A 14,424-nucleotide genomic window follows, 5' to 3' on the forward strand; every position below is an offset into this window, starting at 1 on the left:
CCGGCCATGAACGCATTGAGATGAGAGGAGCCTTCGGGTGCAACTGAACCTTCGCTACGACATGAACCGCCCCGATTTCGGTGCACCCCATCCGGAGCTTTACCGGACCGCGATCGAACAGTCGAAATGGGCCGACAAGCTGGGCTTCACGCAGGTGTTCCTCGCCGAACATCATGGCGCGGAGGGAGGCTATTGTCCGTCCTCCATGGTGCAGGCGGCCTCGATCCTCGGCGCGACCGACCGGATCGTTACGCACCTGTCGGCGCTGGTCGTCACCATGCACGACCCTCTGCGTCTGGCGGAGGATCTGGCGGTGCTCGACAATATCGCGCCGGGCCGGGTCTGGCTGACGGCGGGCATGGGTTATCGTCCGCACGAGTTCGAGATGTTCGGCCGCGACATCACCAAGCGGCTGGCGATCATGAACGAAGCGATGGCGACGCTCAAAAGCGCATGGACAGGCGAGCCGTTCGAGTTTCGGGGCCGCACCGTCCGCGTGACCCCCGCGCCCGCGACGCAGGGCGGGCCGAAAATCTATATGGGCGGATCGACCGACAAGTCGGCCATCCGCGCGGCCAAGGGCGGCTATCAATATTTCCCCGGCCATCCCGACCTGTTCACCCTCTACAAGGAAGAGCGGGAGAAGGCCGGTTTTCCGCCGCCGGAGGAGCTTCGCAAGCCCGCCGCCAGTTTCCTCTACGTGTCGGACGACCCGGATCGCGACTGGCCTCTGGTGGCGCCGCACGTCGCTCACGCGACCAACCTCTATGCCGAATGGGCGAAGGAGCGTGGCACGGGCCAGACCCGCTACAACGCCGCCGAAACGGTCGAAGCGTTGAAAGCCATGCCTAATATCAAGGTGGTGACGCCGGACGAATGCTTTGCCTATCTCAAGGGGCTGGGGCGTGGCACGGCCGTGACATTCCATGCGTTGCTCGGCGGGCTGGCCCCCGAACTGTCGTGGAAGAGCCTGAAGCTGTTCGAAGCGGAAGTCTTGCCGCGCCTGCGGGCCGAACCCGGCTTGCTGGAAGATGTGGTCTGAGCGGAGAAGCAGGATGGAAGAACGCAATCGTCGCGTAGCGCTGGCTGCCATGCTGGCCGTCCCCTTCGGCATGGCGGCCGCGAGCGGAGCCTCCGCCGCCGCCCCGAAGCGCAAGGGAGAGGGGAGCATGGCCGACCGTCTCGACATGTTGGAGTCGCGCGGGCAGATCACGGAGCTTCTCTACGCCTATGCGCGGGCGAATGACCGGGCGGACGAGGCGCTGCTGCGATCCTGCTTCTGGCCGGAATCGACGCACAAACATGGGCGGTTCGAGGGCAAATCCTCCGATTTCGTGGGCTTCGCGTTCAAGATCGTGGCGACACTGAAATATGCCTGCCACCATATCTCGAACGTATCGATCGAGGTGAAGGGCGATAAGGCCTTCTCGGAATGCTATTATTTCGCCCAGCACCGTCGCGATCGAAAAGACGGGACGGGCGAGGAGGATCAGTTCTTCCAGGGCCGCTATCTGGACGATCTGGAACGCCGTAATGGCGAGTGGAAGATCATCCGTCGCCGGGGACTTTCCGACTACACCTCGCCCGCTTTTCCTGCTGAAATGCCCTATGCGCAGTGGCCCGCCGGGCAGCATAGCGAGAAATATCCGAATGACGATTATTACAGCATGCGGAAGCAGTTTCTGGAGGGATAAAGATGCGGGCTTTGATGTGCGAACATTTTGGCCCGCCTGAGGAACTGGTCATGCGGGACGTGCCTTCGCCCCAACCGGGGAAAGGCGAAATCCGCATCCGCATCATGGCGGCGAGCGTCAATTTTCCTGACAGCCTCATCATCCGCAACCTCTATCAGGCCAAGCCACCACTGCCTTTCAGTCCCGGCAGCGAGGCGGCGGGGATCGTCGAGGCGGTGGGCGAAGGCGTCACCGGCTTCAAGATCGGCGACCGGGTGGCGGCGATGACCACCTGGGGCGCCTTTGCCGAGGAGGTGGTCGTCCCGGCCAGCCATTGCGTGCCGGTACCGGCCTCCATGCCGTTCGACATCGCATCCAGCTTCACGCTGGTCTATGGCACGGCGATCCATGCCCTCAAGCAACGCGGCCGGTTGCAGCCGGGCGAAACGCTGCTGGTGCTGGGCGCGGGTGGCGGCGTCGGCCTTGCGGCGGTGGAAGTCGGCAAGAGGATGGGCGCGCGCGTGATCGCGGCCGCCTCTTCGGAGGAGAAACTGACGCTCGCGAAGGCGCATGGCGCGGACGAATTCGTCAATTATGCGGACGTCGACCTCAAGGCGACGATCAAGGAGCTGACCGGCGGCAAGGGTGTCGACGTGATCTGCGATCCGGTGGGCGGCGCGCTGGCCGAACCTGCTTTCCGTTCGATCGGCTGGGATGGGCGCTATCTGGTGATCGGCTTTGCCGCGGGGGATATTCCCTCGATCCCGCTCAACCTGGCGCTGGTGAAGGGTGCGGCCATTGTCGGCGTGTTCTGGGGATCGTTCCTGGTGCGGGAGCCGGCATTGCACCTGGCCAACGTGGCCGAGCTTTATGAATGGTATGAGGAAGGTGCTTTAAGGCCTTCTATCAGCAAGCGCTTTTCCTTTGGGGAGAGTGCGGCAGCGATCCGCTGGATCATGGACCGCAAGGCGCTGGGCAAGGTGGTGGTGGAGATGGCGTCGGCCTGATCCGTCAGGCGGGCGACCAATTGGCAAGCGGCAGGCCCGCGACCTCCGTCCGGGCCTTCACGATACTGCCATTGCCTCGCGAGACGACATAGAGGTCGCGCCGGTCCGCGCCGCCCCAGCAGAGATTGGTCGGCATCACGATGCGTTTGCCTTCCGGATCGTGGATGATGTCGATTTTCCGCCCGTCCGGCGTGAGTGCGACGATGCGGTTGGCGAAGGGCAGCGTCACCCACAAATTGCCCACCATATCAAACGCGATGCCGTCGCAATAGCCGAGTGTAGCGCGTTCTTCCGCAGGCATAGCGCGGATGGCCTGCACCTTCTGATCCGGGAAGACCATGCCCAATTGCGGCCCATAATCCTCCGGATCGGTTAGCGACCCGTCAGCCTGCCGCCTCCAGCGCCGGATGCGCCCCTCCGCCGTGATGGAGGCATAGACATGGCGGTCATCCCGGTCGAGGCAAAGGCCATTCACGCCCCGCAGGTCACGGACGACGATGGAAGCCTTGCCGTCCGGCGCGACCCGATAGATGAAGCCGGCCGGGACCGTGGTGCCGATATTGGCAACCGGCCCCCAACTGCTATGCGTGCAGTAAATGGTGCCGTCCCGCGTCACGGCGGGATTATTGGAGGCGGCCAGCGCGCGGCCCTCCAGTTCGGAAACCAGCGTTTCGACCGTGCCGCTGCCCACATCGACACGCTGCAACGATCCGGGTCCGTTGTTGAGCAAACCCATATTGGCGACGATGACGCGGCCCTGTGGATCGACGGCCACCCCGGTGGGCATCAGCGGCTGGCCGATCTGCCGCAGAGTGCCGTCCGTTTCCAGCACGCCGATCACGCCACCGGCGTTCGACAGGAACAGTCGTCCGTCCGGACTGGCGGCGATCCCTTCGGCATGATCCAGACCGCCGATGACGAGAGAGAAGTCAGCGGGCGTGAGTGGGGGGAGGGCGTTACGGTTTCGCCCCATCGTCGCGCCGCCAGCGCATCCCGCCAGCGTCGCCGCCAATCCGCCCAACAGGATTTCGCGCCGTCCCGCTATCATGCCATTCTCCTCAACCGGCGGGAGCGAATCCCGCAATCTTGTGGTCGCCTGCCTGTACCGGGCTGAAACGCAGGCGCATCTCGCAGCGCGGCTCCACGCCATCGGCATCGACCAATATGCCCGGCACACGCACGCCAGGCGCGTCGTCCGGTTCGAAAAGGACCACGGTGAAGGGCACCTCTGCCTTATGATCGCCCGGAAGCAGGCTGCGCGTCACGGTGGTGAAGGTATAGGCGCGGCCTTCCGGCGACACCTTGCGCCATGCCAGAACGGCGTCGGGCCTTCCGGGCACCACCTCGGGCGGATACCAGATCCACTCGCCGGTTTCCGCGTTGGCGGTGATGCGAAGCTCGCCCGCTTCCAGCCCGTCATAATAGCCCTGCATCAGCGGCTCTTCGATGGTGGGGGAATAGATCGGAATGCCCATGATGTCAGTCCCGCGCCAAAATGGTGGTGGAATGGGAATTGCCGCCAAGTCCGGCCACGGCGCAGAGGCGCGCGTCGGCCACTTGCCGCTCGCCTTCCTGCCCGCGCAGCTGGCGGACGGCTTCGATGATGAGGTTCATGCCCGGCACATAGCCGCCCGACATATGGCCGCCGCTGGTGTTCACCGGCATCCGCCCGCCCGGCCTGGCATGACCGGCGGCGTAAAAGCGGGACGCTTCTCCCTTCCCGCACAGGCCCAGCATTTCCGTCTGGACCAGCGCCGAGATGGTGAAACCGTCATAGACCTGAGCGAGGTCCAGATCCTTCGCGTCGCAGCCCGCCATTTCATAGGCGCGCCGGGCCGATGCTTCTCCGGGAAAGGCGAAGGTGCAGGGCGTCTGCGTGAAAAGAACGCCCTGCGGCCAGTTGGTGAAGCCAAGGCCCATGCCTCGCACCGACACCACCGGATGCGGCATGTCGCGTGCTTCCTCGGCCGCGCTCACCACATAGGCGCCCCCGCCATCGGTGGTGAGGCAGCAATCGGCCGCGCGCAGGGGTGTCGCGATCATTGGCGACCGGCGATAGGCGTCCAGGTCCATCGGCTCGCGCCGCTGCGCGCTGGGCGTCAGCGCCGCCCATGCGCGATAGGTCATCGGCACGGCGGCCTGCTCTTCCTCCGTCATGCCATATTCATGCGCATAGCGGTTGGCCATGCTCGCGAAATAGGTGGGCTGGCCGAAGAAGCCGACTGGCATCTCTATGCCCGCCTTTTGCGGCTCGCGCGCATGGACGCCATACACGCCCCCTGGCTTGGTCGAACGGATCGCATAGGGGACCAGCACATGCCGGGCCAGCCCTGCCTCGATCGCCATCTGCGCCATTTGCAGTGCCTGCCCGGTGGTCGCCGTGCCTCCCGCGCTGTCGGCAATGGCGCAGAAGCGTTTTTCCCCCGCGCTGATGGCATGGGCGACCTCGTCCGATCCATGACCCGCATATCTGTTGCAGATATAGCCGTCGATGTCCGAGGGTTTCAGGCCTGCGTCGGCAATGGCCGACAGGCTGGCGCGCGCCATCATCTTGAGCACGCCTTCCTCGCCCTTGCGGAGGAAGGGGGTTTCGCCGACCCCCGTTATCGCGACGCGATTGCCCTTCATCATGCGTCCCTGAACCCCTTTCCTTCGGAAACCAGACGTTCGATCAGCGGCGAGGGCGCAAAGGCGTCGCTATATTCATCCTGCAAGGATTTCAGTTTTTCAAGCACTTGTGGAAGTCCTTGAAGATCGGCCCAGAACATTGGCCCGCCTTCATATTGCGGCCAGCCATAGCCCGTGACCCAGACCACATCGATGTCGGACGCGCGCGAGGCGATGCCTTCGTCCAGCAGCTTCGCGCCTTCATTGACCATGGCATAGAGGATGCGGTCGCGGATTTCCGCCTCGCCGATTTCCCGGTGGGCGATGCCCTGCTTCGCAGCGAAATCCTCGATCACCTTCTGCGCGACAGGCGAAGGCGTCCGATTGCGGTTCTCGTCATAGTCGTAGAAGCCGCCGACCGTCTTTTGCCCGTGCCGGCCCATCTCATTGAGAATTTCCCGCACGGTCGAGGAACTGCTCTTTTCCCGGTTCCAGCCCACGTCCAGCCCCGCCAGATCGCGCATCTGGAAATGGCCCATTGGAAAGCCGAAGTCGTAGAGCACCTTGTCCACGGCCTCAGGCGTCGCGCCTTCCAGGATCAGCCGGTTCGCCTGCGCGTCGCGGGCGGCGAGGATGCGGTTGCCGACGAAACCATAAGCGTTTCCGACCAGCACCCCGACCTTGCCCAGCGTCTTGGCGAGCTTCATCGACGTGGCGATGATGTCGGCGCGGGTATTCTTGCCGCGCACGATCTCCAGCAGCTTCATGATATGGGCTGGCGAGAAGAAATGCAGACCGATGACGCTCGCCGGGCGGCTGGTGGCCGATCCGATCTCGTCAATGTCCAGATAGCTGGTGTTGGTGGCGAGAATGGCGTCTGGCTTCGCGATCCCGTCCAGTTTCGCGAAGACTTCCTTCTTGATCTCCATCAGTTCGAACACGGCTTCGATGATGAGGTCGCAGTCGGACAGATCCTCCATCGACACCGATCCGGTGAGAATACCCATGCGCGCGTCCACATCCTCGGCCTTCATCCGGCCTTTCCGGGCGGTCGCTTCATAATTGCCGCGGATGACGCGCAGGCCACGGAACAGCGCATCCTCGCTGCTGTCCACCAGAGTGACCGGGATGCCCGCATTGGCGAAGCTCATGGCGATGCCGCCGCCCATGGTGCCCGCGCCGATCACGCCGACCTTGCGGATCGGCAGGATGGGCGTATCGGCCGGAATGCCGTCGATCTTGGCGGCCTGCCGCTCGGCGAAGAAAATGTGGCGCTGCGCGGCGGACTGGCTGCCTGCCTGCAATTCGCGGAAGAGCGTGGCTTCAAAGGCGAGGCCTTCGTCGAAAGGCTTTTCCAACGTGGCCTCGATACAGCGGATGATGGATTCAGGTGCCTTGTAACCCCGGAATTTGCGCGCATGCGCCTTGCGGAAATCGGCGAAGATGTCCGGCTTGCCGCGCGCTTCGCTCAACTTGTCCGTGCGGTCGCGGACCTTGAGCAGCGGGCGGTTCTCGTCGATCACCCGGTTGGCGAACGTGAGGGCGTCGGCGCGCAGATTGCCCTCCGTCGCCAATTCGTCGACCAGACCCATCTTCTTCGCCGCCTTGGCAGAGACGGGCTTGCCCGATGTGATGAGGTCGAGCGCCTTGGCAATGCCCACTATGCGCGGCAGCCTTTGCGTGCCGCCCGCGCCGGGGAGCAGGCCCAGATTGACTTCCGGCAAACCGCATTTGGCCGAAGGGACGGCGATGCGATAATGTGCTGTCAGCGCGATTTCCAGCCCGCCGCCCAGCGCCGTGCCATGAATGGCGGCGATGACGGGCTTGGTGGCGTTTTCAAGCATCAACTGTACATCGCGCAGCACCGGTTCGACAGGCGGCTTGCCGAATTCTGTGATGTCGGCTCCGGCGAAGAAGGTGCGGCCCTCGCAGATCAGCAGCATGGCGCGGACGGCATCGTCCTCCAGCGCCATCTTCAGGCCACCGGCGATGCCTTGTCGCACGGCAGCGGACAATGCGTTCACCGGCGGGGAGTTCAGGGTGACGACCGCGACCGCGCCTTCCACCTCATAGGTGGCGACATCATTGACCTTCATTCAAGCCTCTATGCGTTTGAGCGCCCGGCTGTCCGGCCTTTTGCAGGGCCAGCACTTCATGCGCGCGTTGACGGAAATAATGCTGGAGACCGGCGATTTCGGCGTCGGTCAGTTCTTCGAAGCGAGGCATGCCCCGTTCGCGAAGAATACCGTCATGCAATATGCTCCGGAAGCTATCCATATCGAGTGGCACGCCCGATTGCAGCAGATCGGGTGCTGCCCCGCCCGAAACCACCTTCGCGCCATGGCAGATCGAGCAGCGCTCAGCGTAAACACGCGCGCCTATGGCCGCTTTGGCGGGATCGACGGCGAAATCGGGCATGTCGATCACCGGTGTTTCCACCTGCTGCACGGGCGGCAGCTTCGCCTTGCCGTCGAGCGAGAAGGTAAGGACGCGCCATTGCTGGGTGCGGTAATTCCACTCGCGCGGCAGGCCCACGGCGCTGGGGAAGCGCGATCCGGCGATCACGGTCACATATTGCCTGCCGCGCGCCCGATAGGTGATGGGCTGCGCCATGACTGCGGTCTGCGCGTCGAAAGACCAGAGCGGACGGCCGCTATTGGCTGCATAGGCCACGAACTTCCCGGTCGCATTGCCCTGAAACAGCAGGTTACCCGCTGTCGTCGCGGTGCCCCCGCCGCCGCGCAGGCCGGTCATGGGAATACGCCATGCCTCGCTCTGCGTCACCGGATTCCATGCGAGAAGAAAGCTGGTGGCCGCGCGGTCAGGCGCTACGCCGGGTGGCGGCGCGCCGGTGCCGACGCTGGCGCGCTGGCCGTCCAGATGCTTCCATCCCTTGAGCGGCTCGGCAGGATCGATATAGACCCGTCCCTGGTCCATCGCCGGAATATAGGCCAGTCCCGTACCGGGGTTGAACGACATCGCCTCGATATTATGCGCCCCGAAGGGGGAGGGGTAGACGATGGCGGGTTTGCCGTCGGGATAGCGGGCCGCCGGATTTTCGATGGGCCGGCCGCTCTCGATGTCGATGCCGCTCGCCCAGTTGACCGGCACGATGTTCTTCGCGGAGATCAGCTTCCCGCTTTCCCGGTCGATGACGTAGAAGAAACCGTTTTTGGGTGCGTGCATCAGCACGTCCCTTTCCCGGCCGTCGATCTCCAACCGCGCCAGTTCGATGTCCATCGCCGAATTGAAATCCCAGGTTTCGCCAGGATTGGTCTGATAATGCCAGACATATTCGCCCGTATCGGCGTCCAGCGCGACGATGGAGCAAAGGAACAGATTATCCCCGCCTTGAGGAGAGCGGATCTTCTGGTTCCATGGGCTACCGTTGCCGATCCCGATATAGATGCGGTTATATTTGGGGTCATAGGCCGTGGCGTTCCACGCCGTGCCCCCGCCGCCATATTTCCACCACTCGCCGGTCCAGGTTTTGGCCGCCATCTCCATGGCCTTGTTCTCGAAGCCCAGCCTGGGATCGCCCGGCACGGTGTAGAAACGCCAGAGCTGCTTGCCCGTCTTCTGGTCATAAGCGGTCACATAGCCCCGCACCGGCGCGAAATCCGCGCCGCCGTGGCCGATGATGACCTTGCCGTCGAACACCCATGGCGCGCCGGTGACGTAACGCTCATCATCCTTGCCGATGGTCTGCGCTGTCCAGACGGGATGGCCGGAGCGCGCGTTGATAGCGATCAGCCGCCCGTCGATGGTCCCGGTAAAAACCATCCCATTGTCATAGGCGATGCCGCGAATGCCCCAGGCGGCGCGCATCTTCTGCCCCGCCACCTTCCAGCTTTGCGGGTCGTAAGTCCACAATTCCTGCCCCGTCGCCGCATCCAGCGCGTGGATGACGCTATAACCCGACGCATAATAGAGAACGCCATTGACCGCGATGGGCGCGGACAGGCTCGATCCACCTGTCTGGATGTCCTCAAACCATGCGAGTTTCAGCCCCGCGACGTTGCGGTCGTTGATCTCCGTCAGCGGGCTGTAATGATTATCATCGATTCCGCCATAGCTCGGCCAGTCGCTCCCGTCGCGCCGCGCTTCGCCTGAAGGTGCACAGGCCGCCAGCAGCGAAAGCAGCGGCAGCACAAGACAAGAAAACCGCATTCCGCCTAGCCCCCGATGGTCCGGTCGGATGGCCAGAAACGCTGGCGCAGCGCCTTCTTGTTGACCTTCCCCATAATGGTGCGGCCGATATCGTCCACCATCTCATAGCCGCGTGGGCATTTGTACCCGGCGAGGGATTCCCGGCAGAAGGCGTTGAGTTCCTCCGCTGTGGGCGGGTCGTTCGGGTCCTTGGGAATGACGAGCGCCCGCGCTTCCTCGCCCATTTCCGCATTGGGCGCGCCGACCACGGCGACGTCCGCGACCTTGGGATGGCGCAGCAGCACATGCTCGGCTTCGGCGGGATAGATGTTGACCCCGCCGCTCACAATCATGTCGGACACGCGATCGGTGATGAAGAGATAGCCCTCATCATCCACATAACCCATCTCGCCCAGCGTGAAGACGCCCGGCGCGATATGGACGGCGGCGGTCTTTTCCGGGTCGCCGCGATAGACGATGCCATGGCCGCTCGTGTCACGGAAATAGACCTGCCCGACCTCATTGGGGCCAAGCACTTGCCCGTTCTCGCCATAGATCACCGTCTCGAACGGCGGCAGCGCCTTGCCCACGGAACCCGGCCGTTCCAGCCATTCCTGCGACGTGATGAAGGTGGTCGATCCCGCCTCCGTCCCGCCATAGGCTTCCACCAGAACCGGGCCGAACCAGTCGATCATGGCCTGCTTGACGGCACGCGGGCAGGCCGCGCCCGTATGCGCGAGCCGCTGGATGCTGGACACGTCATATTTGCGGCGGATGTCCTCCGGCAAGGCGAGCATCCGCTGGAAATGGGTGGGCACCATGACGGACCCGGCTACCTTATATTTCTCGATCAGGGCGAGAGCTTGCTCAGCATCGAAATGCTCGACCGTGATAAGGCTCATGCCGCCAAAGACGTTGCGCGCCATGCCGAGCGGGCCGGTATGATAAAGCGGGCCGACCGCGATCCCCGGCGAAGGGGTGATCCGAGCCCGGACCGCTTCTGCCAGAGCCTTCACGGTTGGCAGGCGGGGGAAATATTGCGGCGGTGTTTCGGTGGCCTTGGGGCGGCCCGTGGTGCCGGACGTATAGTGCAAATGTGGCAAGGGCGGGACGTCATGATCCGGCTCGTCGGCCGAAGCCGCCGCGATCCAGCTTTCCCACGCGATCACGCCCTCCCGCTCCGGGCAGCGCCAGCCGATCACCGTCCCGACGCCCGCTTCGGCGGCAGCGGCCAAGCCCGCCTCCATTGTCTCCGGCCCGACGAACAGGGCGACCGCGCCCGAATCCTTGAGGATATAGGCGGCTTCCGAAGGCGTGAGGTGGAAACTCACCGGGACGCTCGATATGCCCGCTTCCAGACAGGCGACATAGGCGATCACCGTCTCGGCGCTGTTGGGCGCGAACACGGCCACGCGCCGTTCCGTCAGATCGAGCGAATTGAGCGCATTGGCGGCCCGGTTCAGCAGTTCGTCAAGCTGGTTCCAGTTATAGGTCACGCGCTCGTCGATCAGCGCGAAGTCGCTCCGGCGCGCGGGATCGACGCCACCGATGGTCAGGGACATGGGCAATCCTTTCTGAAAGAGGGGCGCGCGGCTCAGCCATGAATGGTGGCTCGCGCGGCGATGGCGGGCGCGAGGTAGCGCAGCGCCATGCGGAAGGAGAGGAGGGCGACGACCGAGCAGACCGTCACGACGATGGCAAGCGAGTGGCCCAGCGCCCCTTCGTCATGGAACAGATATTGCGTCAGCGCGGCGACGATGGCCGGACCCGCGCCCAAACCCAGGATCGTGAAAACGAACAGGAAGAAGGCGAGCATCCGCGCCCGGATCGTCGCGGGCGCGATCAGCCCCATGACCGACGACACATAGACCATGAACGGCACGGTGATGAACTGCGCCACGCAATAGCAGGCAAGGAACACGTAAACGTCGGTCGCAAAGAACATATAGGCGACGACCGGCAGGAAAGCGAGGATCAGCCAGCCATAGAAGCGCAGATGCGCATCCTTCATGCCCCGCATGAACAGCCGGTCGACGATCCATCCGTTGATGACCAGCGACACCGCCGACACGATGTTCATCAGGCTGAGCGCCACGCCATATTGCACAGGCTTCCAGCCGAAATGCCGCTCGATATAGGCGGGCACCCAGTTGGTCATGGAATAGCCGCACATGGCAAGGCAGGACGTGCCCACCAGCATCAGCGCCAGCAACTGCCAGTTATCCGACACGAAGGCGCGGATTTCACCCTTTTGCGCCGTGGGGGAGGAGGATGCTCCCGCCCCGCGCCGCCGTCCCGGATCGGGAAAGGTGAAGAGCAGCAGCGCGATGAGGATGCCCGGAACGCCGACCATCATCATGACGAGCTGCCAGGGTTCGACCGGACCATGGAAGGGAATGTGAATCCCGGTATGCGCCGTGGCGAAGGCGATGGCGACCCCGCCCAGCGCAAAAGCCATCGCCGACCCGACCTTGCCCGCCATCTGGAAGGTGGAGGTGGCCCGCGTCAGCAGGCGGGAGGGGAAAGCGTCGGAGATCAGCGAATAGGCGGCGGGCAGCAGGGCCGCTTCGCCCACGCCCACGAAGATGCGGCCCACCAGCAACTGCTCATAGGTTCGGGCAAAGCCGCAGGCGGTGGTCGCCATCGCCCAGATCACCACGCCGCCGAAGATGATCCAGCGCCGCGAAAAACGGTCCGCCGCCCAGCCGAGCGGCAGGCCGAACACCGCATAGAAGATCGCGAAGGACGTGGACGTGATCATGCTGATCTCCACGTCCGACAGCAGCAGGTCCTGCTTGATCAGCGTGACCAGCATGGCGACGATCAGCCGGTCGATCCACGCCAGCACGTAGAGGCCGAACAGGACCGCGACCATCCACCAAGCCGTGCCCAGCCGGGCGGCGGCGGGATCGTCCATGGTCTGAACCTGTGCGGTCATGCCCTCATCCTCTCGCAGCTTAGCCCTTAGCGCACCGGCAGTTCGTTCAGCTCCGCGATCTTGAGCTTGCCGAGCTGGGCCAGATGCACTTCATCCGGACCGTCGGCAAAGCGCAGATAGCGCGCGTTCATGAAGGCTCCGGCAGGCGGGAAGTCGGTGGACATGCCGATACCGCCGAACACCTGCATCGCACGGTCGGCAACCGTCTGCGTCATACGCGGCGCGACGATCTTGATGGCGGCGATCAAATCCTTGGCGACCTTGTTGCCATGGCGGTCCATGGCGTCGGCGGCCTTCAGCGTCAACAGCCGGGCTTGCTCGATCTCGCAGAAGGAAAGGGCAATGTCCTGCCGGATGCTACCCTGATCGGCGAGCTTGCGTCCGAAGGCGACGCGGTTCTCCACGCGGCGGGCCATATATTCCAGCGACCGCTGCGCCTGTCCGATCAGGCGCATGCAATGATGGATGCGGCCCGGCCCAAGGCGTCCTTGCGCGATCTCGAAACCGCGCCCTTCGCCGAGGATCAGATTGGCCTTGGGCACGCGCACGTCCTTGAAGACCATTTCCGCATGGCCGCCGGGCGAATGGACCGAATGCATGACGTCAAGCGGACGGACGATCTCTATCCCCGGCGTGTCGGCGGGGATCAGGATTTGCGAATGCTGCCTGTGGCGAGGCCCGTCATTGGGCGTTCTCCCCAGCAGGATGAAGATTTTCGTGTTGGGGTCGAGCGCGCCCGAAATCCACCATTTGCGGCCATTGACGACATAATCGTCACCATCCGCGATGACGGTCGTTTCGATGTTCGTCGCGTCGGAAGATGCGACCTCCGGCTCCGTCATCACATAAGAGGAACGGATCTTGCCGTCGAGCAGGGGCCTTAGCCATTGCTCCTGCTGCTCCGGCGTGCCGTAGCGCGCCAGCACCTCCATATTGCCGGTGTCCGGCGCGGAGCAGTTGAAATATTCCGAAGCGCCGATCACGCGCCCCATCAGTTCGGCGAGCGGCGCATATTCCAGATTGGTGAGGCCGGGGCTCCATTCGCCATATTCATGCGGCATGAACAGGTTCCACAGGCCCGCTTCCTTGGCTTTCGTCTTGATCTCTTCGGTGCCCGGCCAACGCTTCCAGAGGTTCGCGGGATCATTGTGGAAATGATCGCGCTCCTTCTCTGTCGGATAGACATGGGCGTCCATGAAATCATTGAATTGCGCCCGCAGCGCCTTCACCTTGTCGGAATATTCGAAGTCCATGAGGGGATCGTCCTTGTGGAAATGGCGGAAAGGAAAGTCAGGTCAGCGTCAGGCCGCCATCGACGACCAGCGTTTGCCCGCAAATATAGGCGGAGAGGGAAGAGGCGAGGAAAAGCGCCACCCCCGCCATTTCCTCGACCGATCCGAAGCGGCCCAGCGGGATGCGGGAAAGGGCGCGGGCACGCCGTTCGTCACTGTCCATCGTGACCTTGGTCATCTTGGTGTCGACCAGGCTGGGCGCGATGCCGTTGACGCGGATGCCTTCGCCTGCCCATGCGATCGCCAGCGCCCGGACCAGGTTGACTGCGCCCGCCTTGGACGCGGCATAGGCGGGATTGCCGAAGGTCGCCTTGAACGCGCCGATGGAGCTGACGACGATCACCGCGCCCTTCGCGGCGGCCAGCGCCTCGCGGAAACGGTTGGAGATGTGGAGCACGCTGTCGAGATTGACGGCCATCACCTTGCTCCAGCCCTCCGGCTCGAACTCCTGCCGGCGATAGAGCACCGCGCCCTGCGAATGGATCAGCACGTCCAGTTGCCCGAACGGCGCGGGCGCGGCGGCGATGGCGGCGGGATCGCTCACATCGACCTGCGTATAGCCCAGCCCCTCCATGTCGGAGCCTTCCTCGCCGGCATAGTCGGCGCCGCTGGCGCGGGTGCCCCAGACATGGACCTGCGCACCCCGCTGGTGGAAGGCTTGCGCCATGCCGTTGCCGATGCCGCTCGATCCGCCGACCACCAGCACGGTCTTTCCGGTGAAATCCAGTTCGTGGCTCAAAGGGAGTATCCTCTCTGCA

12 protein-coding genes are annotated in these 14,424 nt (G+C 63.9%); 3 read left to right on the top strand and 9 right to left on the bottom strand.

The genetic code is table 11. The features are described from left to right. Positions 1-37 precede the first annotated feature (37 nt). The 3 genes from SCLO_RS03580 to SCLO_RS03590 are packed head-to-tail and all read left to right on the top strand — an operon-like array spanning position 38 to position 2,680. A complete protein-coding gene (locus tag SCLO_RS03580) occupies positions 38-1,042 on the top strand; it encodes an LLM class flavin-dependent oxidoreductase (protein WP_066515839.1) in 1,005 nt (334 codons plus the stop codon). A 13-nt stretch (positions 1,043-1,055) separates the two neighbouring features. Further along, complete coding sequence (locus tag SCLO_RS03585; RefSeq protein WP_066515841.1) at positions 1,056-1,694, top strand: nuclear transport factor 2 family protein; 639 nt, start codon at positions 1,056-1,058, stop codon at positions 1,692-1,694. A 14-nt stretch (positions 1,695-1,708) separates the two neighbouring features. Beyond that, positions 1,709-2,680 carry an NADPH:quinone oxidoreductase family protein gene (locus SCLO_RS03590; RefSeq protein WP_197705127.1) on the top strand — a complete coding sequence of 324 codons (972 nt, stop codon included), beginning with the start codon at positions 1,709-1,711 and terminating at the stop codon, positions 2,678-2,680. A 4-nt stretch (positions 2,681-2,684) separates the two neighbouring features. Here the strand turns inward: SCLO_RS03590 and SCLO_RS03595 are convergent, their stop codons facing one another. Genes SCLO_RS03595 through SCLO_RS03635 form a run of 9 tightly spaced genes read right to left on the bottom strand, consistent with a single transcriptional unit; the run spans position 2,685 to position 14,405 of the window. After that, positions 2,685-3,728, bottom strand: a complete 1,044-nt coding sequence (locus SCLO_RS03595) for an SMP-30/gluconolactonase/LRE family protein (protein ID WP_066515846.1) — start codon at positions 3,726-3,728, stop codon at positions 2,685-2,687. 10 nt (positions 3,729-3,738) lie between these two features. Beyond that, positions 3,739-4,155: a Zn-ribbon domain-containing OB-fold protein gene (locus SCLO_RS03600; RefSeq protein WP_066515847.1), complete on the bottom strand. Its 417-nt coding sequence runs from the start codon at positions 4,153-4,155 to the stop codon at positions 3,739-3,741. 4 nt (positions 4,156-4,159) lie between these two features. Continuing rightward, positions 4,160-5,311 carry a thiolase family protein gene (locus SCLO_RS03605; RefSeq protein WP_231923338.1) on the bottom strand — a complete coding sequence of 384 codons (1,152 nt, stop codon included), beginning with the start codon at positions 5,309-5,311 and terminating at the stop codon, positions 4,160-4,162. Continuing rightward, a complete protein-coding gene (locus tag SCLO_RS03610; protein ID WP_066515855.1) occupies positions 5,308-7,383 on the bottom strand; it encodes a 3-hydroxyacyl-CoA dehydrogenase NAD-binding domain-containing protein in 2,076 nt (691 codons plus the stop codon). Before SCLO_RS03610 ends, SCLO_RS03605 begins: the two co-directional genes overlap by 4 nt. Continuing rightward, complete coding sequence (locus SCLO_RS03615; protein ID WP_066515859.1) at positions 7,370-9,457, bottom strand: PQQ-dependent dehydrogenase, methanol/ethanol family; 2,088 nt, start codon at positions 9,455-9,457, stop codon at positions 7,370-7,372. Before SCLO_RS03615 ends, SCLO_RS03610 begins: the two co-directional genes overlap by 14 nt. 5 nt (positions 9,458-9,462) lie before the next feature. Next, complete coding sequence (locus SCLO_RS03620; RefSeq protein WP_066515862.1) at positions 9,463-10,998, bottom strand: AMP-binding protein; 1,536 nt, start codon at positions 10,996-10,998, stop codon at positions 9,463-9,465. Between the two features lie 32 nt (positions 10,999-11,030). Beyond that, positions 11,031-12,374 (bottom strand): MFS transporter, encoded by a 1,344-nt coding sequence (locus SCLO_RS03625; RefSeq protein ID WP_066515866.1) that lies wholly within the window; start codon positions 12,372-12,374, stop codon positions 11,031-11,033. Between the two features lie 26 nt (positions 12,375-12,400). Further along, the gene (locus SCLO_RS03630; RefSeq protein WP_066515869.1) at positions 12,401-13,627 is read right to left on the bottom strand and encodes an acyl-CoA dehydrogenase family protein; all 1,227 of its coding nucleotides are present in this window, start codon (positions 13,625-13,627) and stop codon (positions 12,401-12,403) included. Positions 13,628-13,664: 37 nt separating this feature from the next. Continuing rightward, on the bottom strand, positions 13,665-14,405 hold the full coding sequence (locus tag SCLO_RS03635; protein ID WP_066515870.1) for an SDR family NAD(P)-dependent oxidoreductase: 741 nt from the start codon (positions 14,403-14,405) through the stop codon (positions 13,665-13,667). Positions 14,406-14,424: the final 19 nt, after the last annotated feature.

The organism is Sphingobium cloacae, from assembly GCF_002355855.1.
GTDB classification, from domain to species: Bacteria; Pseudomonadota; Alphaproteobacteria; order Sphingomonadales; family Sphingomonadaceae; genus Sphingobium; species Sphingobium cloacae.